This is a genomic window from Paraburkholderia aspalathi (assembly GCF_900116445.1).
In the GTDB taxonomy this organism is placed as follows: Bacteria; Pseudomonadota; Gammaproteobacteria; order Burkholderiales; family Burkholderiaceae; genus Paraburkholderia; species Paraburkholderia aspalathi.
Genome location: NZ_FPBH01000001.1, coordinates 119,935 through 145,976, shown reverse-complemented (window position 1 = coordinate 145,976; position 26,042 = coordinate 119,935). Strand labels below are relative to the sequence as shown.

20 protein-coding genes and 1 riboswitch are annotated in these 26,042 nt (G+C 64.4%); of the genes, 7 read left to right on the top strand and 13 right to left on the bottom strand.

Annotated features, from left to right (window positions below):
- Positions 1-115: 115 nt before the first annotated feature.
- Positions 116-520, bottom strand: coding sequence for an alternative ribosome rescue aminoacyl-tRNA hydrolase ArfB (arfB, locus tag BM438_RS00650; protein ID WP_093632438.1), 405 nt, complete (start codon positions 518-520; stop codon positions 116-118).
- Between the two features lie 150 nt (positions 521-670).
- Here arfB and BM438_RS00645 point away from each other — a divergent pair, with 150 nt between their 5' ends.
- Positions 671-1,312, top strand: a complete 642-nt coding sequence (locus BM438_RS00645; RefSeq protein ID WP_093632437.1) for a VC0807 family protein — start codon at positions 671-673, stop codon at positions 1,310-1,312.
- A gap of 127 nt (positions 1,313-1,439) precedes the next feature.
- Here the strand turns inward: BM438_RS00645 and BM438_RS00640 are convergent, their stop codons facing one another.
- The 3 genes from BM438_RS00640 to recC are packed head-to-tail and all read right to left on the bottom strand — an operon-like array spanning position 1,440 to position 10,698.
- Positions 1,440-3,635: an AAA family ATPase gene (locus tag BM438_RS00640; protein ID WP_093632436.1), complete on the bottom strand. Its 2,196-nt coding sequence runs from the start codon at positions 3,633-3,635 to the stop codon at positions 1,440-1,442.
- Complete coding sequence (gene recB, locus BM438_RS00635; RefSeq protein WP_093632435.1) at positions 3,632-7,324, bottom strand: exodeoxyribonuclease V subunit beta; 3,693 nt, start codon at positions 7,322-7,324, stop codon at positions 3,632-3,634. Before recB ends, BM438_RS00640 begins: the two co-directional genes overlap by 4 nt.
- Positions 7,321-10,698 (bottom strand): exodeoxyribonuclease V subunit gamma, encoded by a 3,378-nt coding sequence (gene recC / locus BM438_RS00630; RefSeq protein ID WP_093632434.1) that lies wholly within the window; start codon positions 10,696-10,698, stop codon positions 7,321-7,323. The genes recB and recC overlap by 4 nt, the downstream gene beginning before the upstream one ends.
- 212 nt (positions 10,699-10,910) lie before the next feature.
- On the opposite strand from recC, the gene BM438_RS00625 reads away from it, so the two are divergent.
- Positions 10,911-13,400 (top strand): FUSC family protein, encoded by a 2,490-nt coding sequence (locus BM438_RS00625; protein ID WP_093632433.1) that lies wholly within the window; start codon positions 10,911-10,913, stop codon positions 13,398-13,400.
- 14 nt (positions 13,401-13,414) lie between these two features.
- Here the strand turns inward: BM438_RS00625 and BM438_RS00620 are convergent, their stop codons facing one another.
- Positions 13,415-13,633 carry a hypothetical protein gene (locus BM438_RS00620; protein WP_093632432.1) on the bottom strand — a complete coding sequence of 73 codons (219 nt, stop codon included), beginning with the start codon at positions 13,631-13,633 and terminating at the stop codon, positions 13,415-13,417.
- Positions 13,634-13,719: 86 nt separating this feature from the next.
- Positions 13,720-14,202, bottom strand: coding sequence for an Lrp/AsnC family transcriptional regulator (locus BM438_RS00615; RefSeq protein WP_093632431.1), 483 nt, complete (start codon positions 14,200-14,202; stop codon positions 13,720-13,722).
- A gap of 138 nt (positions 14,203-14,340) precedes the next feature.
- Between BM438_RS00615 and BM438_RS00610 the strand changes: the two genes are divergently transcribed.
- Entirely contained in the window at positions 14,341-14,985 is a 645-nt protein-coding gene (locus tag BM438_RS00610; RefSeq protein WP_093632430.1) for a cysteine dioxygenase family protein, read from the top strand.
- Between the two features lie 97 nt (positions 14,986-15,082).
- On the opposite strand, the gene BM438_RS00605 is transcribed toward BM438_RS00610, so the two are convergent.
- From BM438_RS00605 to BM438_RS00590, 4 genes are all read right to left on the bottom strand, one after another.
- Positions 15,083-17,695: a mechanosensitive ion channel family protein gene (locus tag BM438_RS00605; RefSeq protein ID WP_093632429.1), complete on the bottom strand. Its 2,613-nt coding sequence runs from the start codon at positions 17,693-17,695 to the stop codon at positions 15,083-15,085.
- Between the two features lie 200 nt (positions 17,696-17,895).
- Complete coding sequence (locus BM438_RS00600; RefSeq protein WP_093632428.1) at positions 17,896-18,543, bottom strand: NAD(P)-dependent oxidoreductase; 648 nt, start codon at positions 18,541-18,543, stop codon at positions 17,896-17,898.
- 169 nt (positions 18,544-18,712) lie between these two features.
- Complete coding sequence (locus BM438_RS00595) at positions 18,713-19,168, bottom strand: Rrf2 family transcriptional regulator (protein ID WP_093632754.1); 456 nt, start codon at positions 19,166-19,168, stop codon at positions 18,713-18,715.
- Between the two features lie 105 nt (positions 19,169-19,273).
- Positions 19,274-19,747 carry a BCAL1086 family glycoprotein gene (locus BM438_RS00590; RefSeq protein WP_167378273.1) on the bottom strand — a complete coding sequence of 158 codons (474 nt, stop codon included), beginning with the start codon at positions 19,745-19,747 and terminating at the stop codon, positions 19,274-19,276.
- A gap of 279 nt (positions 19,748-20,026) precedes the next feature.
- On the opposite strand from BM438_RS00590, the gene BM438_RS00585 reads away from it, so the two are divergent.
- Together BM438_RS00585 and BM438_RS00580 are read left to right on the top strand one after the other, a co-directional pair.
- The gene (locus tag BM438_RS00585; RefSeq protein ID WP_054034667.1) at positions 20,027-20,608 is read left to right on the top strand and encodes a DJ-1/PfpI family protein; all 582 of its coding nucleotides are present in this window, start codon (positions 20,027-20,029) and stop codon (positions 20,606-20,608) included.
- 129 nt (positions 20,609-20,737) lie between these two features.
- A complete protein-coding gene (locus BM438_RS00580; protein WP_054034668.1) occupies positions 20,738-21,064 on the top strand; it encodes a hypothetical protein in 327 nt (108 codons plus the stop codon).
- Here BM438_RS00580 and BM438_RS00575 read toward each other — a convergent pair.
- Entirely contained in the window at positions 21,051-22,805 is a 1,755-nt protein-coding gene (locus BM438_RS00575) for a sensor histidine kinase (RefSeq protein ID WP_093632752.1), read from the bottom strand. The genes BM438_RS00580 and BM438_RS00575 overlap by 14 nt on opposite strands.
- 408 nt (positions 22,806-23,213) lie before the next feature.
- Between BM438_RS00575 and BM438_RS00570 the strand changes: the two genes are divergently transcribed.
- Entirely contained in the window at positions 23,214-24,416 is a 1,203-nt protein-coding gene (locus BM438_RS00570; RefSeq protein ID WP_093632427.1) for an ammonium transporter, read from the top strand.
- Between the two features lie 43 nt (positions 24,417-24,459).
- On the opposite strand, the gene BM438_RS00565 is transcribed toward BM438_RS00570, so the two are convergent.
- Positions 24,460-24,807: a DUF190 domain-containing protein gene (locus BM438_RS00565; protein ID WP_093632426.1), complete on the bottom strand. Its 348-nt coding sequence runs from the start codon at positions 24,805-24,807 to the stop codon at positions 24,460-24,462.
- A gap of 152 nt (positions 24,808-24,959) precedes the next feature.
- A riboswitch (Fluoride riboswitch) is annotated at positions 24,960-25,036 on the top strand.
- A gap of 80 nt (positions 25,037-25,116) precedes the next feature.
- On the opposite strand from BM438_RS00565, the gene crcB reads away from it, so the two are divergent.
- Positions 25,117-25,497, top strand: a complete 381-nt coding sequence (crcB, locus tag BM438_RS00560) for a fluoride efflux transporter CrcB (RefSeq protein WP_093632425.1) — start codon at positions 25,117-25,119, stop codon at positions 25,495-25,497.
- A gap of 63 nt (positions 25,498-25,560) precedes the next feature.
- On the opposite strand, the gene BM438_RS00555 is transcribed toward crcB, so the two are convergent.
- Positions 25,561-25,980 carry a DUF1801 domain-containing protein gene (locus BM438_RS00555; protein ID WP_093632424.1) on the bottom strand — a complete coding sequence of 140 codons (420 nt, stop codon included), beginning with the start codon at positions 25,978-25,980 and terminating at the stop codon, positions 25,561-25,563.
- Positions 25,981-26,042: the final 62 nt, after the last annotated feature.

The following is a 26,042-nucleotide window of genomic DNA, read 5'->3' as shown; positions in this document are numbered from 1 at the left end:
GACTGTAAGCTGGCGCGCGTTGTCGTGAGATTCTCAGGGTGCCTCACAGGGCGCTTTTGTCGCTCTGCCGGGATTTAGCGCCCCGGCCCCGCCGCCTTTAATCCCTGCAATCCCGTCAATCCTCAATCCGCCCGCGGCCGGATTTGATCTCACTGCGCTTGGCCTTGCTGTCGAGGCGACGCCGATTAGACGCGCGCGTCGGCCGGGTCGCGACACGCGGCTTGCGCGTCACGCTGACGCTTTCGATCAGCTCGTCGAGCCGCGCCAGCGCCGCCGCGCGGTTCATCTCCTGAGTGCGATGCTGCTGCGCCTTGATGATCACCACGCCGTCGCGCGTAAGCCGATGATCGGACAGCGCGAGCAGGCGCATCTTCAGCACCTCCGGTAACGACGAAGCGTGCACGTCGAAGCGCAGATGGATGGCGCTCGAGACCTTGTTGACGTTCTGGCCGCCCGCTCCTTGCGCGCGCACTGCGGTCAATTCGATTTCGTTCGGCGGGATCGGATAACGGGATGTCATGATGGGATTGAGCTAGAGACGCAAGTGTACACAGAGCAAAGTCGAATACCGACTACGGACTATCGGCCGCGGCTGCCGATGCGAAAAACTATTTGCATCGACACGGCCGGTTCATCGATACTGCGGTTTTCGCTTACAGCGTAAATTAATATGAAACTCCGTCCGGGTTTTGTGCTGGAACTGGCCGTCAACTTTCTGCTGCCATGGCTTGCCTACCGGTTCGCGCTTCCGCACCTGGGCGAGACCGGCGCGCTGATCGCGTCCGCCGTGCCGCCGATCGTCTGGAGCCTGATCGAACTGGTGCGCTTTCGACGCGTCGACGCGCTCAGCATCATGGTCGTGGCGGGCATCGTACTGTCGGTCGCGGCGATGGCGCTGGGCGGCAGTCCCCGAATGTTGTTGCTGCGGGAGTCGCTCGTGTCCGGCGCGGTGGGCGTGGTGTTTCTGCTGTCGTTGCCGATGCGCCGTCCGCTGATCTTCTATCTCGCGCGCGCCACCGTCGCCCGTGAAATGGAAGGCGGCGCCGAGCGCTTTGAAGCCTTGTGGCGCGAGCGGCCTGCCCTCGTCAGCGCAATGCGGCTCATGACGCTCGTATGGGGCGTCGGCCTGACCGGTGAAACGGCGCTGCGCGCCTGGATGGCGCTCACCTGGCCCATCGAGCGCTTTCTGGTGGTCTCGCCGTTCATAGGCTATGGCATTTACGGCGCCCTGACGCTGTGGACGCTGTGGTATCGCAAGACCATGCCCAGCCGGGTCGAGGCGCGCGTGCAGCCGGGCGGGATCACGGGCTGAGGGGTTGGCTGCTCGGCCGCTTAGCTGCCCAAGTTGCCTCGGCTGCCTACGCCACACGGACTGCCTGAATCGTGCTGACTCCTTGCTGAGCTCGCGAACGAATACGTGCCTCGCCCACACGATCCCGCTAGGCGACGCGGCACGCCTCCGCAATTCGCGCGGCTAGACCTGAATCACGCTGCGTCGGCGTCGCGATGGCCTGCGCCAGCACGGCGCGCGCGCCAATCACCTCCACACGCTCACGCGCACGGGTAATCGCCGTGTAGACGAGCTCACGCGACAGCACGCGGCTGAACACCGACGGCAACATCAACACCGCATGCTGGAACTCCGAGCCTTGCGACTTATGAACCGTGAGCGCGAATGCCGTATCGTGCGGCGGCAGTGCAGCAGGCGACACGGCCCGCAGACCGCCGTCACCGGTACGGAAATACACGCGCAACGCACCGCCCGCACCCGGCAGCGCAATGCCGATGTCGCCGTTGAACAGTCCGAGCGCATAATCGTTGCGCGTCACCATGACGGGGCGTCCAGCGAACCACTGCGCGCCCACGGCCAGCGTCACGCCCGCTGCGCGCCGCACCTGCGCGGCCATCGCGGCATTCACCTGATCGACGCCGCGCGGCCCCGAACGGGTCGCGCACAGAATTCGAAAACGGTTCAGCGCGTCGAAGAGCGGCAATGGGTCCGGTGTATCGGCGGCCAGTGCTTCGGCGAGCGCATCCGCGTACGGGGCAAAACCTGCGGCGAGTCGCGCGATTGTGCGATCGGTGAGCGTCGCATGCGTATCTTCGTACAGCGCCGCTGCGCAGGGTTCGGCCGGATCGATGCGCAGGACTTCGAGCGCCGCGCCGGCCGCACCTTTGCGAATCGCGAGCGATAAACGGCCGATCGGCGATTCGAGGCCGAATCGATAGTTGCGCTCGAGCCAGACGACGCAATCGGCGAGCGGGTTTTGGGCGGGCGAAGGTAGCGGCGCGTTTGATCCTGCTGCTGCCCCTGATCCCGATGCCGCTCCTGATACCGATGCCTCTCGCGAAGACGACGGCAACAATGGCTCTCCGGCAACGGGCACCGTGGTGCCTGTGAACAAATCGTCGCCGGGTAGCCCACCGAAGGCGCCATGTGCGTCAGCATCGTCGAACACATCGTCAAGCGGCGTATCGAAATCGTCCGGCGCACCTGTTTGCGCGAAAAAATCGTCAGGCTCTTCGTCGAAGCCGCTCGACGCATCCGGCAGTGCTTCCGACAACCGCGCCGCTTCAATTCCGAGCGCCTCAGCAATCCGCTGCAGTCCGTTCTCCGTAAAAGCAGGCCGCGCGCTGAGCTCGGCGAACACCGCACCGGCCTCGACGGCAGCGAGCTGGTCCTTGTCACCCAGCATCACGAGACGCGTCTGCGGCGCAATGGCGTCGAGCAGATGCGCCGCCATCGCCACGTCGATCATCGAAGCCTCGTCGATCACGACGACGTCGTAAGGCAGCGGGTTGTCGCGATGATGCCGGAAGCGCGCACCCGGCCCTGAACCAAGCAACCGATGCAAGGTGTACGACGTCTGCGGCAAGCGCGCGGCGAGTTCGGGCGGCAAATCGCCGGCACGGGCGAGCAAGGCTTCCTGCATGCGTTGCGCGGCTTTGCCAGTGGGCGCCGCCAATGCAATTCGCAGATCGGCCCGCGCATCGAGCAAACAGGCGAGCACGCCGACCACCGTCGTCGTCTTGCCGGTACCTGGGCCGCCGCTGACGATGGTCAAGCGCCCGGACAGCGCCATGACTGCCGCGACACGTTGCCAGTCGACTTCATCGTCCTGCGGGAGGCCGAAGTAGCGCAACAGACGTTCGTGCAACGTTTGAGCGGTAGCGTCCGTGTCTACGCCTGCACTGGCGCCTGCATTTGCACTCGCGTGCGCAACCAGCGAACGCGCAAGACGCCGCTCATAGTCGTAGTAGCGCGCCAGATACAGCCGCCCTTGCCCATCGACCACCAGCGGCCGCAACGCCGCCGCACTTTGTGACCCGTCGCTAGCCATGCCGCTGGCGAACAGCGCTGCACGCACTTCCGCGCTCGATGCATCGAAGCGTCGCGCCAGCACCGCCAGCGGCAGGCACACGTGCCCTTCGGCAGTCGCACGGCTCGCGGCAAAGGCGGCCCGCGCGGCCCACTTCACAGCCTCGCCCGAGGCGCCGCCACGCCGCGCCAACGTGCCGATGCGGCGCGCGAACCCTTCGGCGAGCGCGGTGCTGAAATCGGCCGGCGCGGGCAGATTCACCCCGATGTCGTCGAGCTCCGGCGGCGCGGAAGAGTTCCGCTCGAACGTGCTCATGCGACACCTCCAATCATTGCCGCGTCGAGCAGCGCCACGAGTTCGAATGCAGGCCGCCGCATATGCACGCCGGCCGCTCCATCGGCGTCACGCCACTGCGGACGAACCCCGCGCACGAACAGATAGAGATAGCCGCCGATGTGCGTGTCGTACGCATAATCGCGTACCCGTGTTTTCAGATAGCGATGCAGCGCCACGATATAAAGCAGTGCCTGCAGGTGATACGCATGGCTCGCCATGGCCGCTTCGAGCGGCGCCGCGGCGTAGTCGGCGGCGGTGTCGCCCAGATGGTTCGACTTCCAGTCGACGATCCAGAAGCGTCCGTCGTGCTCGACGATCATGTCGACAAATCCTTTGACGAACCCACGCAACATGCCGGGTTCCAGCGCAACGTCGGGATAGCCGTGTTCGATCAGCAGCTCGCGCAACGCCGGAAAATCGAGCGAAGGCGCGGCAAACAGAAATTCGAGTTCGTTCAGACGGTGCCGCGGATTCAACCTGGCGAGCGCCATGCCGGGCACGAGCTCGGTGCTCACCACGTCCGCGATCAGGTTATGCATCATGGCGGGCAAGCGTGCCGCGAGTTCGGGCACTGCCGGCGCCGGACGCTCGCGCAACGCGCCGCGGATGGCATCCGGCCATGTCTGCGGATCGGTGAAATCCGCGAGCTCGAACATGCGGTGCAGACACTCGCCCGCCGCCGCGCCGCGTGGAAACGCGAGAATGTCGTCCTCAGCATAGGACGGCGCTTGTGGCGCCGCTAACGGCGTTGGCGCGAGCGCGTCGGCGATCTCGTCGTGATCGGGGCGTACCTCTTCCAGCGGCGTATGCCCCTCCTCCGCTTTGCTGCCGGCGGCGATCAAGCCGCTGAAGCTGGCCATGCGCCACTGGTCACGCAACGGCCGCCGATTGGCGCGCGCCTGCATCCGCGCGCCGCTGTCCTGGAGGCTTTCCAAGGGCGCACGGCGCTCCACTTTCGGCAATGCCTGCAACGTGATCGGACCGCCCGCCAGCGCCTGCCACGATGATGACAAAGCGGCTTCGTCGGGTGGATCGGTGAGCCAATCGTCGAAGCTGTGACCGTTGCCACCCACCAGCCAGTTCAGCACGCTGCGCCGCGACTCCTTGGTGGAGCGCGACGAAAGATAAGTCCCTGCGACGAGATAGCAACGGTACACCGCGCGCGTCAACGCAACGTAGACGAGCCGCGCCCGTTCCGCGGCCTGTTCGCGCGCCGCGTAACGTGACGCGCGTTCGGCTTCCTCGTCATCACAACCGTAGTGCAGCACCGCGCCGCCCGTTTCGTCGTGATATTCGCGTGCATCGGGCAAGCCGGAGGATGGCGGCTCGCGCAGCGCACCGTCGTTCAGAAACGGACAGAACACGACCGCATATTCCAGCCCTTTCGATTTGTGCACGGTGACGATCTGCACAAGGTTGCGATCCGACTCGAGCCGCAATTGCGCGTCTTCGCCGCCACCTTGCGTGCGTTGCGCGGCGAGCCAACGCAAGGTCGGCGCGATGCCGGGCTGCGTGGCGGCACGCGCCTGCACGAGTTCGGCCAGATGATTCACGTTCGTCAGACGGCGCTCGCCGTCCGGTCCGGCCACCAGGCGCTGTGCGACGCGCAGCTCGCGCATCAGCGTGCGCCACATCAAGACGAAGCCGCGCTCGTGCCATAGCGTGCGATAGCGCGAGAAACGTTCGACCCAACCCATTGCGTCCGCGGCATGCGCTGGATCGTTGACCGGTGCCGGTGCGTCGGCGACCTGCTCGAGGCGCCACAGTGCGGCGGCATCAAGACCAAGCCAATCGGTGGCGAGTGCGGCGCGCAAGCGGCGCAGATCGCCCGGCGTGTCAACCGCGGCCAGCACGCGCTCGATCTGCTCGGCGTCGAACGTGGCGAACACCGAAGCCTGCGCCAGTTCCACGCTGCCCACGCCCCACGACGCCAGCACACGCTTGATCAGACTGCCTTGCTTATGAGTTTGCACGAGCACCGCGATATTGCCCGGTGCGAGCGGCGCGTCGCCGATCGTCACCGACCCTTCACGCGCACCGCGCAGGAGCCGCACGATCTCGGCGGCGCAGGCTTCGCTCGCCGCGCGCTGCGCTTCGCGTTTGGTCAACGCGGCGTCGCCTTGCGGCAAAGTCCAGATGCGGAAGTCCCCCGCGTTTGCATCCGGTTCGGAGAACGGCGGACGACGCCGCTCGCCAGCCCGCACCGGCTGATAGCCGAGACCGTCGAGCACGAACGCCTGTGGATTGGCTTCGAACAGCCGGTTGCAGGCCTCGACGATCGGCGCGGTCGAACGCTGATTGACCGCAAGCGTGTAGCACGCCGAAGCCGCCTCACGCGCCGCCAGATAAGTATGCAAATCCGCCGCGCGAAAACTGTAGATCGCCTGCTTCGGATCGCCGACCAGAAACAGCGGACCAGCCGGCGCGAAGATGCGGCTGAAGATCGCGAACTGCAACGGATCGGTATCCTGAAACTCGTCGATCAGCGCGGCCGGATAACGTGCGCGTAAAGCATCGGCCAGCCAGGGGTTGGCCGCGAGCGCGCGATACAGGTTGGACAGCAGATCGTCGAACGACACCACCCGGCGCGAGCGTTTGCGCGCTATCAGTTCGGCGGGCGCGTAGTCGAGCCAGGTTTCGACGAGCGAAAGCCAGCGCGCGCGTTGCGCGGCTTCGGCGGCGATCACGGCGGCAGATAGCGCCTCGGCGTGCTCGAAGAACGGATGCTCGGGCGGTTCGAACTTGACCTTGGTCGCCTTCTTCAACGCCGACGCCGTCAGTTTCAAGGCAGCCTTGGGCGGCGGCGCATGGCAATCGCCCTGAGCGAAATATTCGGTCCACGCGGCAATCGCGGCGCTCACGAGTTCAGGCTTGTGCGAGGTCTTGCTCAGACGGTCCTGCGCTTGTCCAAGCAGACTGACGATCGCGTCGCGCTCCGCCCGCCACATCGCGCAGGCCGCATCGAAAACCGTCTGCGGATCGGCATTGTTTCCACCTGAATCGAGCTTGCCCCAGCGCAACTGCGCCAACGGCTTCTTCAGGCGCCGCGCGAGTTGCTCATCGAGCGACGCGGGACCGGCGCGTTTGGCCACCAGCCATGCGGCAAACGCAGGATGCGCGTAGGCCACCGGTTCCACCTGCTCGCGCCAGAAATCGGCCGCCATTTCGAAACGCAAGGCCGCATCGTCGGCTTCCATTTCGAAGGCGAACGGCATGGCCGCGGCGAACGGCGCCTCCTGCAACGCACGCTGACAGAACGCGTGGATGGTGTGAATCGCGGCCTGGTCGAACGTGCGCAGTGCGCGGCGGACGACCTTCAATGCGGTCTCGCGATCGATGCCGCGCTCCGGCGCCAGCGTCGTTTCAAAGAGACGCTGGATGAACGGATCGCCGCCGTCGTCGTCTGTATCGATAGCCCGGTCCAGTTCCGCGAGCCGCCCGCGAATCCGCTCGTGCAACTCCGCGGTCGCCGCCTTCGTAAAGGTCACAACAAGAATCTGATCCGCGTTCAGGTTCTTTTCGAGCAGCAGCCGCACGTACAACGCGCAGATGTTCCAGGTCTTGCCGGTTCCCGCCGACGCCTCGATCTGATTGACGCCGTCGAGCGAACAGGCAAAGACGTCGAGCTCTTCAGCGACCAGTGCGTGATGGTGAACGGCGCCGCTCATGACGCGCTCCGCAGATGCTGCACGAGCGGCTTGAACACGATCGAGGCAAGACTGCCGAACGGTTCGTCGAGCGAAAGCGGCGTGCCGCGCAGCGCGATGCGCAAGGCAGGGTCGTCGGATTCACCGCGGACCCGATCGTTGATCCACACCCCCTGCGCCGCGGAATCGCTCTCGCTGACTTTCACCCATGCACTCTTCGGAAAAAAGCGCAGCGGCAGCATGCGCCCGGCTCTGAACAACGCCGCAAGCGGCGCCAGCTCATCGAGTGGCGCGGCGACCGGCGTGAGCTCGAAGCTCTCGCCACTGCCATGCCAAACCGTACGGCGTGGGCCGTTCGGCAGCGCCGCGCAATAGACCAGATGCGCAAGCCACGCCGACAGATAGTCGCGCGCGGTGGGCTTGGCGTAGCGGAAAATCACTTGTCCTGTTTCGGTCAGCAAATTCAAGGTGCCATGCAGTTGCAGCGGTGTTTCGGCCGCTTTGCGGAGCGCCGCGTCATGAGTGCCGAAGAGCGTATCTGCAATGTCGGCGCTGTGAGGCCAACGCGGCACGATATCCAGCACGAACGGCAACCGTTCCACACCCGAGGCGACTTCGCGGCGCACGCTGTCGGCGAGCTGTCGCAGCGCGCCGAGTTCGCGCGAGCGCCATACCGCGCCGGTCGCGCCACCCGGCAGTTCGGGACTGGCCGCGGCGACGCGGCGCACGCGCTCGAACATGCTGTCGTCGTCTTTGATCTCGCTGTCCAGCAGTACCGGCAAGAGCCGCTCCGCCAGCGCATCCCGTCCGGCCCAATCGAGTTCGAACGGTTCGGTGTCGAGCAATTCACCCTGCGCATCCGACAACACGATCCCCAGACGGTCGCGCAACAACGCACGCGCCGGATGACGCCAGAAGCGCACGAATTCGTCGAATGCGACGGAGGCCGTCTCTTCGGGCGGCAAGGGTTGATCGAAGAACGGCGCGGCGGCCGGATGCTGCGGCGCGGCCAGCAAACTGGCCAGTTCCGCGCGATCCACGTCGTAAGTGAAAAGACCGCGCTGCAACGAGAAATAGTCCGACGCGAACGCCTGCAGCGGATGATCAATGATGAACGCATGCCGTGCGGCTTCGATTTCCGCGGGACTCGCCCCTTCCCCCGCCGACACTTGCGCGAGGTGATCGAGCAATTCATCGACCAGCGCGGCCGGCGGCAACGGCGCATTGTCGCGAATGCTGCGGCCGGTATAGGCGATGAACAGCCGGTCGCGCGCGGCCAGCAGCAGATCGAGGAACAGGTTGCGTTCATCGTCGCGGCGCTGCCGGTCACCGGCTTTACCGAACGCGGCCATCAGATCGAATTCGTCCGCGCGGGCGAGACTCGGCAGCACGCCGTCATCCATGCCGAGCAGGCAGACGATGCGATACGGCAAACCGCGCAAGCTGGTCAGCGACGAAAACGTCACGCTACCCCAAGGCACGCCGCCACGCGCCGGGTCGTCGAGCGCCTCCGTGAGCGCGCCGCGCACCACGGCGGCCGGCAGCACGACGTCGTCCGCGCCCGCTTGCATCGCATCGCCCATCTTGTCGATCGCGTCGCGCACTGCCGCCAGTGAATCGGCAAACGCCACGCCGCCATCGAAACACTGGGCGAGCGTTTCGAGCAGCAGTTGCGTCCATTCGGCGGGAGTCTGCTCGACCGAGCAGCGCTGCGCGAAGGTTTCGATATCGTCGACGAAACGCGAGAGGCGGCCAAGAAGCTCGGCGTCCGAGCCATCGGCGCCTTCAACGGGCAGCCAGGCATCGACCGGCTCGCCGCCATCCGGCATCGCATAGCCAAGGTACAGACGGGTCAGCGCATCCGCAAACGTATGACGCTCGACAGGCACGTGCTCGCCCGTCGGCTCGCCAGGCGCCAGCCCGCGACGCGCACCGGCTGCCGCGAGCCATTCCTGCGCAGCTTCAAGCGCGCTGGCATCGATGCCGTAACGCGCGGCGATCGCATCGACACGCAACCATTCGATCAGATCCGGCGCGCCCACGCTACGCTCAGGCAAGGCCAGCCAATCGAGCAGCAAACGCGCGACCGGATTGGCCTGCGAAGGCGGCAAGCCGGTGATCCGATACGGAATGCGGCGAGTATCGCCAGGCGGCGCGGTGCCGAATACCGCATCAATCAACGGCCCGGCGGCGGCGAGATCGGACACGGCAACGAGCACATCGGACGGCTGCAGATCGTCGAACTCATCGAACCAGCCAAGCAGGCGGTCGTGCAGCACTTCGAGCTGCCGCGACAGGCTGTGACACACGTGGACTTCAATGCCGTTTTCGATCGGCAATTCGTCCGTGTCCGTTTCTGCCCGCAGATCGAGGATGCCGTTCTGCACAGAGGCGAGCCAGCTCGGTTCCGGATTCTCGGTGAAGTCGCCCGTCTCGCCGGATGCGGCGCTCTCAGTCAGCTCGTGCAGCATATGCAGTTGCGCCTGGGTCTGACGGCCCCATTCGGCTAGCAGCGGATGACCCACTTCCTGATAATCGAGCTGGCCGGCGGCATCGAGCGCTTCGACGCGGCCCGCGCTGACGACGTCGAACCAGAATTCACGGCACGGGTTCATCACATACAGACGCACGTCGACCCAGCGCGACAGCGCGCGCAGCAAAGCGACGTGCAGCGGCGGCATGGTCGGCAGCGCGAACACGCTGACCGCTTCAGGCCACTGTGCGTTCGAGATGGCTTCGAGATCGAGCGTGCCGATTTCCTCGAGAAAGCGATAAGCGGGCGGTAAGGCGGCTGCAGGCGTTTGCGCGTCGCCCGCTACTTCGGCGAGCACGGCACGCCACAGCGCGGCTTGCCAACGCTCGTCCTCACGGGCCGCTTGACTTGCGCCAACGAGACGCGGCCCCTTGTCATCCGCCGCGCCGCTCGCGAAAATCGAACCGCCCTTCTGCCATTGCAGCAGCCATTCCGGGCGATAAGTCAGATAGTGGTCGAGCACCGTCGCGACGCGCCGCGCCAGTTCATAGCGCATCGATGCATCCGCCGCATCGAGATAAGTACGCAGACGCGGCGACGCATTCCACGGCAATGCTTCATCCGCCTCCCCCAGCAACCGGTAGCAGCGCCAGACGAGCCGGTCCGGCGCGAATGGCGAATGCTTGGGCACTTCGATCACGCCGCCGATTTGCGCCCACAACCACTGCGCGAGGTAACCAAAATTGACATTCGCGCAGATTCCCTGGCGCGCCGCGATGTCGAGCTCGAGCCGCCGCCGCACCGCCGCGCTCGGGACGATCACGGGCTGCGCGGTCCAGGGATCGGACGGCGCTTCTGCCAGGTCGTCGAGTAGCGCGCCGACAAGGGTTTCGTAGCGGTTCGAGTAGAAGAGTTGGAGCATGGATCCTGGGAAAGCAGGCGACGCGAGCGGAACGCCCGGGCCGCGACAGACATTGAAGCGACAGCATAACAAACGCGCTCCCAGCGCAGAACCTGGCCGAATGGACGAGGTCAGATCAGGTTCAAAATCAGTTAGACTCGACGGCAGTTTGGGGTCGGCCCAGGTCGGCCTGTTCAACCGCGTTTTCTCAGTGAATGGAATCCAGGCAGTCGATGCGCTATTCGGTTGAAATAAAAAAATTCCTCTACAGCCAGTACTTCTATGGCGGCCTGCGCATCGCAGTCGGCGTGTCATTACCGGCCATATTGTGTTTGATCGTATTTCACGACCGCGAACTCGGCTTCACGATCGCGACCGGCGCACTCGGCGCCTGTGTGGTCGATATGCCGGGCCCGCTCAAGTACAAGCACAACGAGATGCTGGCGTGCACGGTGATCGGCTTCCTGTCCGCGCTCGCCACCGGCATCGCCACGGTCAACCCCGTGGCGCTGTGGTGCACAGTCGTGCCGCTCACGTTCGTGCTCTCCTTGATCGTCGTGTATGGCAACCGCTGGCCGCAGATCAGCTTCGCCACGCTGTTCATGATGATCATGACGCTGGAAGAGCATTTCACGCCCATGCAGGCGCTCGTCAATGCGTCGTGGATTCTGGTGGGCGGTCTCTGGTACACGTACTGGTCGACCTTCGTGAGCCGCTGGATGATGCACCGCATCGAACAGCAGGCGCTTGCCGAAAGCGTGTTCGCGTGCGCGGACTATCTGCTCGCGCGCGCCGCCTTCTACGATCTCAATAATGATCTCGACGAGTGCTATCGCAATCTGGTCGACAAGCAGATTACCGCCGTCGAACGTCAGGACGCCGCACGCGATATCGTGCTGCGCAATCTGCCCAAGCTGAAAGCCGGCCGGCTCGAACCGCGCCGGGCCATGCTGTTCAATCTGTTTATCAATACCGTCGATCTGCACGAGCTGTTTGTCGGCACGCACGTGGACTACTCGCTGGTGCGAACCACGTTTGGCGGCTCCGACCTGCTGGTGTTCTACCGCGATCTGATTCGCAAATCCGCGGCCGATCTCGAAGAAATCGGACTTGCGGTGCTGCAAAACCAGCCGGCGCGTACGCGCATCAATGTAAAGGCCGAATTGCGCGCCATCGAGTTCGAGATCGAACTGATGCGCAAGCAGGACCTGGCTGCCAAAAATCCTGAGGCTTATTCGGCGGTCTCGTCCACCTTCCGGCGCATCTGGAGCGCCACGCGCCTGATCGACAGGATGCACCAAAGCCTGTCGAGCGATCCAAGCGCGACCGAGACCGAACTGCGGCTCGACAAGGCGCTCTCCCGCTTCGTCTCGAGCCGCCGAGTGCCATTCGGGCAGATCTTCTCGAATCTGACGATGGCCTCGCCGAGCTTCCGCCATGCGCTGCGCGTGACGATCGCGGTGGCCGTGGGTTTCTGGCTCGGCCGCCTGCTGCCGCTCACCAACGCATACTGGATCGTGATGACCACCGTCATCATCCTGAAGCCAGGCTATTCGCTGACCAAGCAGCGTAACGGGCAGCGGATAGTCGGTACGCTGATCGGCTGCGCGGCGAGTATCGCGTTGATGATCTTCGTCAAGGAGCCGCACATCCTGCTGGTGGTGATGTTCGCCTCGATGGTGATGAGCTACAGCCTGCTACTGTTCAATTACACGGCGAGCGTGGTGTTCACGTCCTCGTATGTGCTGCTCATGTTCCATCTGCTCGCGCCGGGCAGCATGCGCATCATCGGCGAGCGCGCAATCGATACGGTGGTGGGCTGCGCGATCGCCATTGCGGCGAGCCATCTGTTCCCCTACTGGGAATACCGGTTGATGGGCAAGCTCGTCAACAACATGATCAATGCGACGCGGCAATACCTGGAAGCGAGCTGGTGGTGGAGCGGCAAGCCGGCCGCAGCGGTGGTCGCTACGGTGACAGAGGCCGGTGCGTTCGCGCCCGCCGCGGCGATGGCGGATCCGGCGATCGAACTCGGCGCACCGGCGCTCGCGGTGGCCAACGCAGGAGCGAACGCGGGCGGCAACGCGGCTCTCAAAGCCGGCGCAACTGCTGGTGCAGCAAGCACGGGGGCGACCACCAGTGCAAGCGGCGCCGGCACCACCACGATCAGCAACCCGACCGCCAAGCCGGCCGGCGGCGCATCCCCTGCCGCCGCAGCCGCTGCAACAGCGCTCGATCGCGATTACCGCTACCGGCTCGCGCGCAAGAACGTCCACGTGGCGTTTGCCAATCTGGGTCAGGCATTCCAGCGCATGATGCTCGAACCGAAGTCCGCGCAGAAGTTCGTGCCGGAATTGAATGATCTGCTGGTGCGCAGCCACGTGCTCGCCTCGCAGATCACGGTGGCGGCGCCGTTGCTGCGCACCTCCGCGCAGCGGGCTGACAACGTCTCACTGCAGCCCTTGCAACGCGCCCTGAGCACGGTCCGCGACAATCTGACCGAAGCCGAAGCCGGCAGCGCCCCGCCCGCCGATCAGGCCGAGCAGATCAAACAATTGTCGCGTGAGTTGGATGCGATGGTGGTCGAGACGGAGAAATCGCCGGACCACCCGGCGGACGCCGTGCATGACATGAAATTGCTCGCCCATCAATGCAAGCAGATGCTGACGGCCTCGGCGCAGATTCGCAAGGACGCGAGCGTCATTCGCCTGCCGGACGAGTGAACGCTCGGGTCGTCTTATTGTGCGGCGCCGCTTGCGGGCTTCGCTGCGGTAGCCGCAGCCGCTGCAGCCGCCGCATCCGATGAAATCGTCGGCGCCGGCTCGTTCTGGCGATCGAAATCGCGCTTTTCCGTGATGGCGTTATAGAAGAGCGTGGCGATCACCAGCAGTACCGCGACCACGATGAAAACAGCAATGCCAAAGGTCGGGTTCTTCTTGCGTGGCGGTTTGTTCATGAGGCGGGCTCGGTTCGCGAGGCAGTCGCGGATAGTGTCTGGGAAGGCGGCATTCTACGCCCACTGAGCTTGCACACGGCTTGCAGTCAGCGCCCCTCCACCACCGCCGCCGGCCGCACCGGCAGCGCCGTCGAATACTTGATCTGTTCCATCGCGAAACTCGAACTCACGTCGTATAGCGGCACGGCGGCGATCAACTGCTTGTAGACGCGATCGTAGTCGTCGATATCGGACACCACCACGCGCAGCAGGTAGTCTGTTTCGCCGCTCATCCGGTACACCTCCACCACCTCCGGGATCTCCCGCACCGCGCGCGTAAAGGTCTGCGCCCAGGCCTCGGTGTGCTCGTTGGTGCGCACCGCGACGAATACGGTGGTGCCCACGCCTAACTTGCGCGCATCGCACAGCGCCACCTGGGCGCGAATCACACCCGTTTCTTTAAGCCGCTGCAGCCGCTTCCAGCACGGCGTTTGCGACAGATTCACGCGCTGCGCCAGCTCGGCGATCGGCATGGTTGCGTCTTCCTGCAACAGCTCGAGCAGCTTCCGATCGATGATATCCATTCCCATCTTCAAACCCCCATAGGAAATTATTCTACTTTTAAGACTGCAAGGGGAATTATATGGAAACTCTTTCTCCGGGCAAACCGGTATAAATATGTCTATCCAAAAATAGCCGATAAGCAGCCATGCCGCTGCGCCGCGATCATGAGCCAAGACCTCCGTTCAACACCCGTCGCCCGTTCCTCTACCCATGCCGCACAGTTTGCCGGAGCGCATGAAACGCCCTCGCGCGCGCACCACACCGCGCCGCTCGCGAACCTGTGCGACGCACTCGACGCCATGTTCGAAGCCTGCGTGAAATTTCCCGAACCGTCGGATTCGACCTTCTTCGCGCGCAGCATGCGCATCGCGCTGGCCGAAGCCGCGGCGAATCCCGATTTGCTCACGTCGGCGCAACGCGAAGGCTCCGCTGAAAATTACCGGCGTCATCTGCTGGCCGCCGATCCGCACGGCCGCTATGCGATTGCCGCGCTGGTGTGGCAGCCGCGCCAGGCAAGCCCGGTGCACGCGCACCACACATGGTGCGGCTATGCCGTGATCGACGGCACGCTGAGCGAAACGGTTTTCGAATGGAATGGCGCGCAGCACTGTGCAAGCGCCACCCGCACCCAGGCGCGCAATACCGGAGCCGTGTCGTTTGTACGCGGCGGCAAGGGCGGCATTCATCGCCTCGGCAATTGCAGCGACGCGCCTGCCGTCTCACTGCATATCTATGGTGTGGCGGGTGCGCAGATCGCCACGCACGTCAACGACATCGTGCGCGCCGCCGACGCACCGGCGCTCGTCTGAAACCGGTAGGTCCTGCCTAAAGACGCGAACCGCGGGCGCGAAAAGCGGACGCGGACCGCGCCAAGGTCCGCTAGCCTCGCCTCGCATCCAGCACAAATCAGCTTTTACCGCCCGCTTCTCCGGCCGTCGGAATCTGCGGCGGAATCGGCGCGGTCTGCCCGGTCGGCGGCGGCGCCGGACGCGGCTCGTGCGACACGTCGCGCGCCACCGCCATCGCAGCGTGCGCGGTCCGCGTGGCAGCCGCCGCCTCGGTATGCGCCTGCCCATGGCCATGCGGGCCAAGCTCAGGCAGTTCATCGTCCGGCAAAGGCTGTCCCTCGCTATCCTTCGACGACGTGTACACCCGCATCTGCGGCACCGGAATCTCGATGCCGGCTTCGTCCATCTTGCGTTTGAGCCGCAGATTGAAGGCGCGCGCCACGCTCCATTGCTGCAACGGCCGCGTCTTGATCTGCCCTTTCACGACCATCCAGTTCGGATCGAAGCGGTCGAGCCCCCACACCTCGATCGGGCCGAGCATTTCGCGCCGGTAGCGGAAGTCGGCCATCAGATCGGCGCCGACTTCGCGAATCAGCTGCGTGATCTCATCGACATCGGTCGAGAACGACATGCGCACTTCGAACACCGCATAGGCGAAATCGCGCGACAGGTTCTTGACAATCTTGATCTGCGAGAACGGAATGGCGTGAATCGCCCCTTGCCCGTCGCGCAGGCGGACGGTGCGGATCGACAGATGTTCGACGGTGCCCGCGTGGCCGCCGTCCACGTCGATCCAGTCACCGACCGAAATCGTATCTTCGATGATGATGAACAGGCCCGTGATCAGGTCGGTCACGAGCGACTGCGCGCCGAAGCCGATCGCGAGGCCGATCACTCCGGCGCCGGCCAGCAGCGGCGTGACATTGATGCCCAGGTTCGCCGCGGTGACGATGCCGGCAATCGTCATGATCGTCACCAGCAGCACGTTGCGCAGCAGCGGCAGCATCGTGCGCGCCCGCATGCTCGGATTGCGCGACTTGTTGCGTGGACCACCCGGATTGAGGGCTTCGGTGATCGCCGTGTCGACCAGAATCCACAGCAGCCATGAAATGAACACCGTCGCGATGATCGCGGTCACCGCGTGCGCAATCCCGCGCGCCGCAACGTTTTTCTCCACGACTTCCGCGAGCGACACGCCCCATAAACGCGCCGCCAGTTCGAAGAAGAACAGCCAGATGAACAGCGTCAGCAGCGTGCCGCAAAAGCGCAGCAAACGCGACAGATAAGGCGAGCGGCGCCGCGCGCGGTGGCTTCGCGGGCGCGTCACACGCAGCACGATAGCTGACAGGAAAAATGCGAACACCAGCAACAGTGCGGTGACCACCGAAATCTGCAGCACGTTTTCGCTGGAGCCCGAGCCGCCGAGCGTGGCCACCACCGACGCGGCGGCGAGCACCAGCACCGGCACGTGCCAGAGCGAGGCGAGCACATCGAAGGCGTCGGTCGCGGCCCGGTGATCGTGGCGCTGCTCGTAAGGCCGGTTGCGAATCAGATGCGCGACCGGCCGGCGGAATGCCAGCGCGAAATAGCCGGTAAGCACAGCGGCCGTCATGTTGGCGGCCGTCGAAATCAGCGCGGCGAGATTCGGTCCGAGCTGATGCTCGACGTCGTAATTGACCGCCGCATCGCCGAGGGCAGCGCATATGCCCACCACGAACAGCACGCGCCGCGCGTGTTCGATCAGCAGGTGCACCGCAACCCGCCGATGCCCTGAGCCGAACAGCGAAAACATGATCAGACAGATCGCCGAGAACACCGCACCCGCAACGATCGCATAGGCGACCACCAGGCCGAGCGTGCGGCCGAGCGCATCGGGCATCGCGCGCACAAACAGCAACGCGGCGAGAAAGGCGATGATCCACGGGCCGACGCGGCGCAGCGCGAAGATCAGCAGTTCGCGCGTGGTGGGATTCGGTTTGAGCCCCATGACGATACCGAAGCGCCGGTACAGCCGGTGCTGCACGTAGATTATCGCGCCGGCGCATGCGCCCCAGCCGGCCAGCATGGCAATCATCGAGAAGATGATGCGCCCGAAGCTCTCCTGCCCCTGGCCCGAAATGATCGTGTAGAGCTCGTTGCCGGCCGCGTTGAAGCGCCCGCCCCAATAGCGCACCGGCGTGCGGCCCTGATGCACATTGGATTCGAACGACGCGATGCCCGACGCGATCGCGCCGAGCAAGCCAGCACTCGTTTGGGCCGACGCAGACGCGGGCGCGGCTGGCGCAACGTTTTGCGACACGTCACGAAGCTTTTTGAGCTGGGCGACGAGCGCGGTGCGCTGCTTGTCGTTGTCGAGCGTGGCGATCACGCTATCGAGCGAGCGCGCCAGTTCCGCCTGGCTGGCGGGCGACGGCGCCGAAGCCGCTTCCGCAGCCGAGGCGCCCGAGGCGGCAGACGCCGGCGTTGCCGTCGCGCTATTGATCAGGCTTTGCAAGGCCGGAATGACCGGCGTGGCAGCGCCGGCGGCCTGGGCCGTCGCGGGCATCCATCCGATGCCGAGGGTCAGTACGAGGCAGACCGCGGCCGTCCACGCGCCGAACCACGCCGCGACATGAGCGCGAATGCCGCGCCCGATATGATTGGAAGGTAAATGAAAGACGGCGCGAGTCGCCAGTTGCCCGCCGTTAGACGGCGCGGCCCCGGACTCACGCCGCAATGGGCATGACTGCATGGCGTTCCGTAAGAAAACGGGAGACGCCAGTGTAGCCGCAGTTGCACCACCCGCGCCTGAACATGCGTAACCGATTGTTAGGACGCTTGCGCAAGTTCGAGGAACGGCGGGCTGCCTTCATCCCCTCGAACCGCCGCCAGGGCGCACGCGACGGGCGACGCGCGACACGAGCCGCGCGTGGTCCCGCCCTCCGTCAAGGCTCAATAAGCCACCGTCGCGATTTGACGGACGAAACGGCCCTGCTCCAGTTCGTCGACAAAGGCGATCGCATAGTCTTCCGCGGAAATGCGGCTATTGCCTTCGGCGTCGGCCAGAAGCGTGTTCGCGCCCGTGCGGAACGTGCCGGTGCGCTCGCCCGGAGCAATCAGCGCGGCCGGCGCGAAAAACGTCCAGTCGAGGTCGGTGATGCCGCGGTAGTAATTGAGTGCATCGCGGTGGGCCAGTGCGACGGCTTTGTAGGCGTCCGGAAAACCGTCCGCGTCGACCAGTTGCTTGCCCGGCGCCACTTCGAGCGAACCCGCGCCGCCCACCACCACGAGGCGCTTCAAGCCCGCTGCGCGCAGGCCTTCAACGAGCGCATGGGTCGCCTTGGACACCGCCGCGGGATCGTCATGCGGCGGCGCATACGCACTCGCCACCACGTCGTGGCCACGCACTGCGGCGCCGACGCTCGCGGCGTCGAGCAGATCGGCCTGCGCCGCTTTCAGATTCGCCACGTCGGTCGGCACGCGCGCCGGATTGCGCGCCAGCGCCGTCACCTGATGCCCGCGGCGAGCGGCTTCCGCGGCGATCCGCGAACCAATCGTGCCGGTGGCGCCGAACAACGCGATCTTCAACTGTTTGCTCATTTCAATGCTCCTGTGATTAGCTTATATGTAACTATGTTGATTACATATCAAGTGGAAAAAAGAGGGGCGTAAGCCCCCGTCCGTTCTCAGGTGCGCAGGTTCAAGCTACACCGCGCGCGCCCTTCGATACCGCCTCATTGCTACCTTCTTAACCACACTCGTCGCCGCATCACCCATTCGAACGCCGTTTGCGTTCAAGCGCCCGTTCAGCGCGCATCAGATCGGCAGTGGCATCGGCCAGCGTGCGTGCGCCGAGCGACGCTTCCATGGCCTGCTGCGCTTCGTCGATAATGCCGCGCAGCACGACCTGGATGTGCCGCCCCACCATGCACGCCGGGTTCGGCTCCTCGCGATGCATGGCGAACAATTGCGCGTCGTCTACCGCGCGATACACCTGCAGCAAGGTGATCTCGTCAGGCGCTTTGGCGAGCAGCGCGCCGCCGCCCGCGCCGAGTTGCGAGGTCGTGAGACCCGCATCGGCCAGCATGCTCAACAAACGCCGGATCAACGCAGGATTCGTATTCACGCTGCCCGCGATCATCTCCGACGAGAGCGGCACGCCCTCCTGCAACGACAGCAGCGCGAGCACGTGCACTGCAAATGCAAACCGGCTACTCGTATTCACAGCAAACCTGCCCGGCAACGACGATGTGTAACCATAGTAATTACATTTAATCCGGCTGTCAAACGGACGAACGAGCACGAGCGGCCGGATGCGCCGGCCGCGATCTCACTTGTCCATCTGCTTTTGCGCATCGCTGGAATCGCTCGATGTCGACGCCGAAGCCGAAACGCCCGCCGCCGACGCCGAACTTTGCGCCGACCATTCCTGCAGCTTGCGCCCCGCCGTCTCGAGGCTCTGCCCGGTTAGCGCCGCCGCCTTGCCGAGTTGCGCATTGGTCGCGCTGGCCGCGCCTTGCAGGTTGGCTTGCGCGCTCGACGCCAGCGAGGCCGGATCGATCGTGATCGACGGCGCGGACGCCGATGAGAGGTTCTGCTGCGCGGCGGCCTTGGTCGCGTCGACCTGCTGGCCAACGTAGCTGGCCGCCTGATCGAGCTTCTGACCGGCGGCTTGCGCCGCATCGTTGAGCTTGCCGGCAACCTGTGCCGACGCGTCGTTCTTCTGACAAGCCGTGAGGCCGCCGAACACGAGGGCGACAACCGCGACGCGGCGCAACAACGGCGAACGAATGGATAAAGTCATATTTAAGTGTGAGCCGCGTCGAGCGGCTTCCGCATGCGAAAACGGGCTCATGATACGCCGTTGCGCGGCACGCTCTCCTCGGCGAGCACCTGGAAGCCCGCGGACCCGAAGCTGCCCGGCTGCGGCTCGAAACAATTGCACCAGCGCCGCCGTATCGCCAGCGTATAGTGCACGCCCTTCGAAATACTTCATTGCACACCTCGTCGCGGTTCTGTCAAACGTGTTGGAGTAGACTGCCTGAGCGTTCGATGTGTTCCGTTGATCAATAGGAGGCATGCGATGGCAGCAAAGAAGATTCTGTTCCTGACCGGCGACTTCGCCGAGGATTACGAAACGATGGTGCCGTTCCAGGCACTGCAGGCGGTCGGCCACGTCGTCGACGCGGTCTGCCCGAACAAGAAAGCGGGCGACAAGATCAAGACCGCGATTCATGATTTCGAAGGCGACCAGACCTACACCGAAAAACCCGGCCACCAATTCACGCTCAACGCAACGTTCGAGGACGCCGATCCGCGTCAATACGATGCGCTGGCAATTGCAGGCGGCCGCGCGCCGGAATACCTGCGGCTCAACCACAAGGTGATCGAACTCGTGCGGCAGTTCGCCGAAGCAGGCAAGCCGATCGCCGCGATCTGCCACGCCGCGCAACTGCTGGCTGCCGCCGACGTGATTCGCGGCAAGCGCATTTCCGCCTACCCGGCCTGCGCACCCGAAGTGAAACTGGCCGGCGGCGAGTACGCCGACATTCCGGTCGACGCGGCGATCACCGACGCCAATTTCGTCACCGCACCCGCATGGCCCGCTCACCCTGAGTGGCTGCGTCAGTTCCTCGTGCTGCTCGGCACGCGGATCGAACTCTGATCCTCAGGCGAGCGCCTTGCCCTCGCGGCACTGCGCGCTCGCCAGAACACACCCACATTTGAGACTCGTCCGATAGTTCGCAACGCAAGGGTTTCCTATAGTCGCCGGTTGACTTTGGAGCCCCTTTCGATGGAACTGACTGACTGGATCGTCATGCTCGCCGTGACGTTGATGGCGATTGCTTTTTTCTGCGCGCGTACACCGGCCAACTGGTCGCGAGAAAACCGTGCGCGGCGTCTGACTGGCACACGCATGCTGGTGCAAGCGGCGTGTTCGCTCTGGGCGGCGCTGTTGATCGTCGCGCACGGCCTGTTCGCCCTGGACGGCCTGCCCGGCCTGCACCCTGCGCCGCGCGAGGCGCTGACCGGCGTGGCGATCCTGCTCGTTTGCGGCTGCTACTGGTCGATTCGCGGCAGCAAACTCCTCAAGCCGCGCCGGCTCTTTACCGCGTACTGATACCCGATGCCGCATTGGCGGCATGTGCCGGCGCACCGCCGCGCGGGCCCTGGCCATCACGATCGCCGAGGCCCGCGCGTGCTTCGCGCACACCACGAATCGCCTGAACGCCGTCTGCCTGCGTGGCCTGCGTTTCGACCGCCGGTTGCGCCGTCCGCACCTCGGCTTCGGGCAGCGACAGATAAAACGTCGTGCCAATGCCCTCTTTCGACTCCGCCCACACGCGCCCGCCGTGCCGTTCCACCACGCGCCGCACGAGCGCGAGGCCGATGCCCTCACCCGCCGCCACATTGCCGTGCAGCCGCTGAAACGCGTTGAAAAGCCGCGGCAGCGCGACCGCCGGAATACCCAGACCGTTATCCCGCACGTAGAAAATCCGTAGCGAATGCACGCCCGGCGGCGCCGGCGTCGTGCCGATTTCAACCCGGCCTTCGCGCGTGGGGTCCAGATAATTGACCGCATTGCCGATCAGGTTCGCGAACACCTGTTCGAGCGCGGTCGGGTCGCCCCAGACAGCCGGCAAATCCTCGACGATAACGTTCGCCCGGCGCGCCCGGATCGACCCCTGCATCGCATCGACCACGCGCGGCACGATGTCACGCACTTCGACCTTTTGCTGCCGGTATTCCACACGGCCGACCCGCGACAGCCGCAATAGCGCGTCGATGATATGAGATGCCCGCAGCACGGCCGTCTGCAGGAAATGCAGCGCCTCGCCGATATCCTCGTCCACCACCCGTTCGATGCGCTGCCGCGACTCTGTCGCGAGCGACGACTGGCGCAGCACCACGCGCAGTTCGTCACACGCGCGAATCAGTTCTTTCGAGAAGCCCTGCAGATTCACCAGCGGCGCACGCAGGTCGTGCGACACGCTGTAGATGAACATTTCGTTTTCCTGAGTCTGTTGCCGCAAGGTCTCGTTGATGCGCGCCAGTTCGCTCGTGCGCCGCGCCAGATCGGACTGGAAACGCGCCTGGATGCGCTCGGCTTCGAGCAGGCGCCTGCTGGTTTCATGCAAGGTCAGATCGAGCCGTGCGATTTCATCGCGCCCCGGGCTGATCGGCGCCAGCGGCTCGTTGCCCGCGAGGCGCCCGGCGTTATCGGACAGCACCGCAAGCCGGCCGCGCACGCCGCGCGTGAACAGCCACACGGCCAGCGCGACGAATAGCAAGGAGCCGAACACGGCCGCGACGACCAGCGTCTGTTGCCGTTCACGCGCGGCAGCGGCGGCATTCGAGCGCAAGGTGTCGAGGCGCCGCTCTTCGGCCTGGAAAGCCACCACCTGTTGACGGAAACGATCGAGCACGTCGGCCGAGGCCAGGTCGCGGAAGCGATCGAGCAGGTCACGCCGCCGCCCCGAATGCAGCATGTCCTGAACGCGGTCGGACCATTGCCGATACCCCTGCACGGCCTGGCGCACCTGCACCACGCGCTCGACTTGCGCCGGGTTGTCGGCAACCAGCTCGGCCAGTTGATCGATACGACGGTCGACGTCCACCCACAAGGCGACCGGCGTCGTAAAGTGCGTGTCGTTGGCGAGCACCGCGCCGCGCAGCGCCACGGACTCACCCAGCACCGGATCGAGAATCGCGGTGGTCTGGCGCAGCACGTCTTCGCTATGGATGGCCCACCGTTCGGCTTGCGTCGCGTCGGCCTGCGCCATAACCAGGCCGGACAGCAACGCCAGTTCGAAGACGGCCGGAATTGCGATCAGCAACAGGCCTTTAGTGGTCAGTCTCATGCGTGCGCATTGGAAGTCGATGGCCGGCAGATCGTGCGCGGGACGGCACATTATGTCGGCGTTTACGCAGGAAGACAAAGAGGATGCGCCACTAACCAGGCTTCTGCCGCCAAATACGAACCCGGGTGCAATGAATCCGCATAAAACGTCAGACTTTTGAATTAAACGTAAATCAAATCGAATGTCGTGCCCTGGTTTGGATCGCGACGACCGATACGAAGCCATAACGCACATATATGGTGCTTTTGTCATTGTCCGAGGTGCAAACGATGGTGCATCACCAGATCGGGCATGGAAGTCATGAACCCCACCCCGGTGCGGTTTTGCACCTTATCGACGCTTTCGGCACAAATTTGGCCCACTTCTTGCATTCCATGCCCGCTTTTTTGTCATAAGCGGGACACATCGATGGAAAGTCTGAAAACCGGCACCGATACCCTCTTCCTTTTGCTGGGTGCCGCGATGGTGCTGGCCATGCATGCGGGGTTCGCGTTTCTCGAACTCGGCACGGTCCGCAAAAAGAATCAGGTCAATGCGCTCGTCAAAATTCTGGTGGACTTCTCGGTCTCGACGATCGCGTATTTCTTCATCGGCTACACGATTGCCTACGGCGTGCAGTTCTTCGGCAGCGCCGAGTCGCTGGCCGCGCACAACGGCTATGCGCTGGTGCGCTTCTTCTTCCTGCTGACCTTCGCGGCGGCGATCCCGGCGATCGTATCGGGCGGTATCGCCGAGCGCTCGAAATTCAATCCGCAACTGTTCGCCACCTTCGTGCTGGTCGGCTTCGTCTATCCGTTCTTCGAAGGGATCGCGTGGAACGGCCGCTTCGGTATTCAGGGCTGGCTCACCCAGGTATTCGGCGTGCCGTTTCACGATTTCGCCGGTTCGGTAGTGGTGCATGCGTTTGGCGGCTGGGTCGCGTTGCCGGCCGTGCTGCTGCTCGGCGCGCGCCATGGCCGCTATCACCGCGACGGCGGCATCGCCGCGCATCCGCCATCGAATATTCCGTTCCTCGCGCTGGGTGCGTGGGTGCTGGCGGTCGGCTGGTTCGGCTTTAACGTGATGAGCGCGCAGACCGTCGACAAGATCAGCGGCCTCGTGGCAGTCAATTCGCTGATGGCGATGGTCGGCGGCACGCTGAGCGCGTGGCTCGCGGGCCGCAACGACCCCGGCTTCACGTACAACGGCCCGCTCGCCGGGCTGGTCGCGGTGTGCGCCGGCTCCGACGTGATGCATCCGCTCGGCGCGCTGGTGACGGGCGGCATTGCGGGCGTGCTGTTCGTGTACATGTTCACCTGCGTCCAAAACCGCTGGCGTATCGACGACGTGCTCGGCGTGTGGCCATTGCACGGTCTGTGCGGCGCGTGGGGCGGCCTCGCCGCCGGCATCTTCGGCTTGCATGCGCTCGGGGGACTGGGCGGCGTATCGTTCGGCGCGCAACTGATCGGCACGTTGGGCGGCATCGTGGTGGCGACGCTCGGCAGCACGCTCGTGTATGGGGCGATTCGCCTGACGGTGGGCTTGCGGCTCGACCAGGAAGACGAATACAACGGCGCGGACCTGTCGATCCACAAGATTTCGGCGACGCCGGAGCGCGAAAGCGTCGGCTGACGGCTTAACCGCTAGTTAGTCGCTCATTGACCGCAAACCAGGCTTAGCGGCGCGCCGGATGTTTCGCGTCCCCGTGTTCACCGATCAGGCCGAATTCGATCGGGCAACGCGTGTAGAACACCGGGAGGCAGCCCGCTCGCACCGCTTCGAGCAAGGCTTCCGCCTCCCCTTCGGTGACCGCGAAGATCACCAGTTGCGGTTGATCCGCCAGTTCGAAGAAGCGCGCTGCATGCCGCGCGCCAGCGTGGCCGACGCCTTCGGCCGCCGCCACGACGGTCGCGCCATGAATGCCGATGAGCTTCGCGATCGACAGCAGACATTCCACGACCGATTGATGGCCGTGGCGCCGGTTCTTCTCCGTATAGAACGTGAGCTGGTAGCCCTTCGTCATGTCGGCCTCCCGCGCGGTTGCGGCGTTGCAGTGGACCACGGCAGACGCTCGCAGGCCCTCTATTGATTCTAGATCACGCCCCACGCGATGCAGACCGGACACGCGCGCCGCGACGGCGCTCACCTGTCCCCAATGCCCTGCCAATGCTAGACTGGCGCGCTGGAGATGGCATTCTCCCGATGGCGTTCTCCCTCAACCGCCCTCGATGGCTGATGATGCCTGCTTCGCCCGGACGACTGCGGACGCGGCATCACGCCTTCCGCTCAAGCCCGGTTTGTCGACCTTTCGGCTTCGCCAGAGTACTTCTTCATGTATTTGTCCATTCTCGCGGTCGGCATCGGCGGCGCGCTCGGCTCGCTGTTCCGCTGGTTTCTCGGTATCCGTCTGAACGGCCTGTTCACGGGCATGCCGCTCGGCACCTTCGCCGCTAATGTGATTGCCGGCTACGTTATCGGCGTCGCGGTTGCGTGGTTCGCAAGGGTGCCGCAGATCGCGCCGGAATGGCGGCTCTTCGTCATCACAGGCTTGATGGGCGGCCTGTCGACGTTCTCGACGTTCTCAGCGGAAGTCGTGCAGCGCTTGCAGGACGGCCGGCTCGGCTGGGCGGCAGGCGAAATCGTCATTCACGTAGCGGCTTCGCTCATCATGACGATTCTCGGCATCGCGACCGTTTCGTTGCTGTCGCGCTGAGAACCGTAGATATTCCAATCAGCCTGATCGGCCCAAGCGCTTCCCCAAGATAACGCTATTGCTTCACGCCTCTTTAGCTTTATGTGCTTTCGCTCGAGTACTCGCCGGCGCATTTTTCTTCAATTTGGTCTGGTTGTACTCAATAGCGGCGCGCACGAGTTTCTTTAAAGCGGGCCCATTGACCTTATCGCCCTCGAGAAAATCGATCGCGCGTCTCGCGTTACCGTCGAGGCCCGCGTTGAAAAGCTTGTCGGGATCGGCGAGATTCGCCCCGTGGGCAAAGGTCAGCTTCACCTCCCCTTTATGAGCATTGGCGACCGCGATCATTCCGTCGCGGGACCACACCGGGCTTCCCATCCACTTCCATTCCTCGATGATCTCCGGGTCGGCTTCAAGGATGGTTTTGCGGATGCTGGCGAATGTTTTGCCACGCCAGTCCGTGATGCCTGCGATCAGCTGGTCAATGTTTTCCGATGGAGTCATTGGATCCTTGCGCCTCGAATTATTGTTCGGTTTCGACAGAGCCTAGCTTTGAATTGTGCCCG

Excerpts from the sequence above, each read along its gene's own strand:
- BM438_RS00590 (WP_167378273.1), bottom strand. The coding sequence starts at position 19,747 with ATGACTTTATCCATTCGTTCGCCGTTGTTGCGCCGCGTCGCGGTTGTC.
- BM438_RS00585 (WP_054034667.1), top strand. The coding sequence starts at position 20,027 with ATGGCAGCAAAGAAGATTCTGTTCCTGACCGGCGACTTCGCCGAGGAT.
- BM438_RS00600 (WP_093632428.1), bottom strand. The coding sequence starts at position 18,543 with ATGAGCAAACAGTTGAAGATCGCGTTGTTCGGCGCCACCGGCACGATT.
- BM438_RS00565 (WP_093632426.1), bottom strand. The coding sequence starts at position 24,807 with ATGACGAAGGGCTACCAGCTCACGTTCTATACGGAGAAGAACCGGCGC.
- recC (WP_093632434.1), bottom strand. The coding sequence starts at position 10,698 with ATGCTCCAACTCTTCTACTCGAACCGCTACGAAACCCTTGTCGGCGCG.
- BM438_RS00570 (WP_093632427.1), top strand. The coding sequence starts at position 23,214 with ATGGAAAGTCTGAAAACCGGCACCGATACCCTCTTCCTTTTGCTGGGT.
- BM438_RS00625 (WP_093632433.1), top strand. The coding sequence starts at position 10,911 with ATGCGCTATTCGGTTGAAATAAAAAAATTCCTCTACAGCCAGTACTTC.
- BM438_RS00615 (WP_093632431.1), bottom strand. The coding sequence starts at position 14,202 with ATGGGAATGGATATCATCGATCGGAAGCTGCTCGAGCTGTTGCAGGAA.
- BM438_RS00620 (WP_093632432.1), bottom strand. The coding sequence starts at position 13,633 with ATGAACAAACCGCCACGCAAGAAGAACCCGACCTTTGGCATTGCTGTT.
- crcB (WP_093632425.1), top strand. The coding sequence starts at position 25,117 with ATGTATTTGTCCATTCTCGCGGTCGGCATCGGCGGCGCGCTCGGCTCG.
- BM438_RS00605 (WP_093632429.1), bottom strand. The coding sequence starts at position 17,695 with ATGCAGTCATGCCCATTGCGGCGTGAGTCCGGGGCCGCGCCGTCTAAC.
- BM438_RS00640 (WP_093632436.1), bottom strand. The coding sequence starts at position 3,635 with ATGAGCACGTTCGAGCGGAACTCTTCCGCGCCGCCGGAGCTCGACGAC.
- BM438_RS00580 (WP_054034668.1), top strand. The coding sequence starts at position 20,738 with ATGGAACTGACTGACTGGATCGTCATGCTCGCCGTGACGTTGATGGCG.
- recB (WP_093632435.1), bottom strand. The coding sequence starts at position 7,324 with ATGAGCGGCGCCGTTCACCATCACGCACTGGTCGCTGAAGAGCTCGAC.
- arfB (WP_093632438.1), bottom strand. The coding sequence starts at position 520 with ATGACATCCCGTTATCCGATCCCGCCGAACGAAATCGAATTGACCGCA.
- BM438_RS00575 (WP_093632752.1), bottom strand. The coding sequence starts at position 22,805 with ATGAGACTGACCACTAAAGGCCTGTTGCTGATCGCAATTCCGGCCGTC.
- BM438_RS00645 (WP_093632437.1), top strand. The coding sequence starts at position 671 with ATGAAACTCCGTCCGGGTTTTGTGCTGGAACTGGCCGTCAACTTTCTG.
- BM438_RS00610 (WP_093632430.1), top strand. The coding sequence starts at position 14,341 with ATGAGCCAAGACCTCCGTTCAACACCCGTCGCCCGTTCCTCTACCCAT.
- BM438_RS00555 (WP_093632424.1), bottom strand. The coding sequence starts at position 25,980 with ATGACTCCATCGGAAAACATTGACCAGCTGATCGCAGGCATCACGGAC.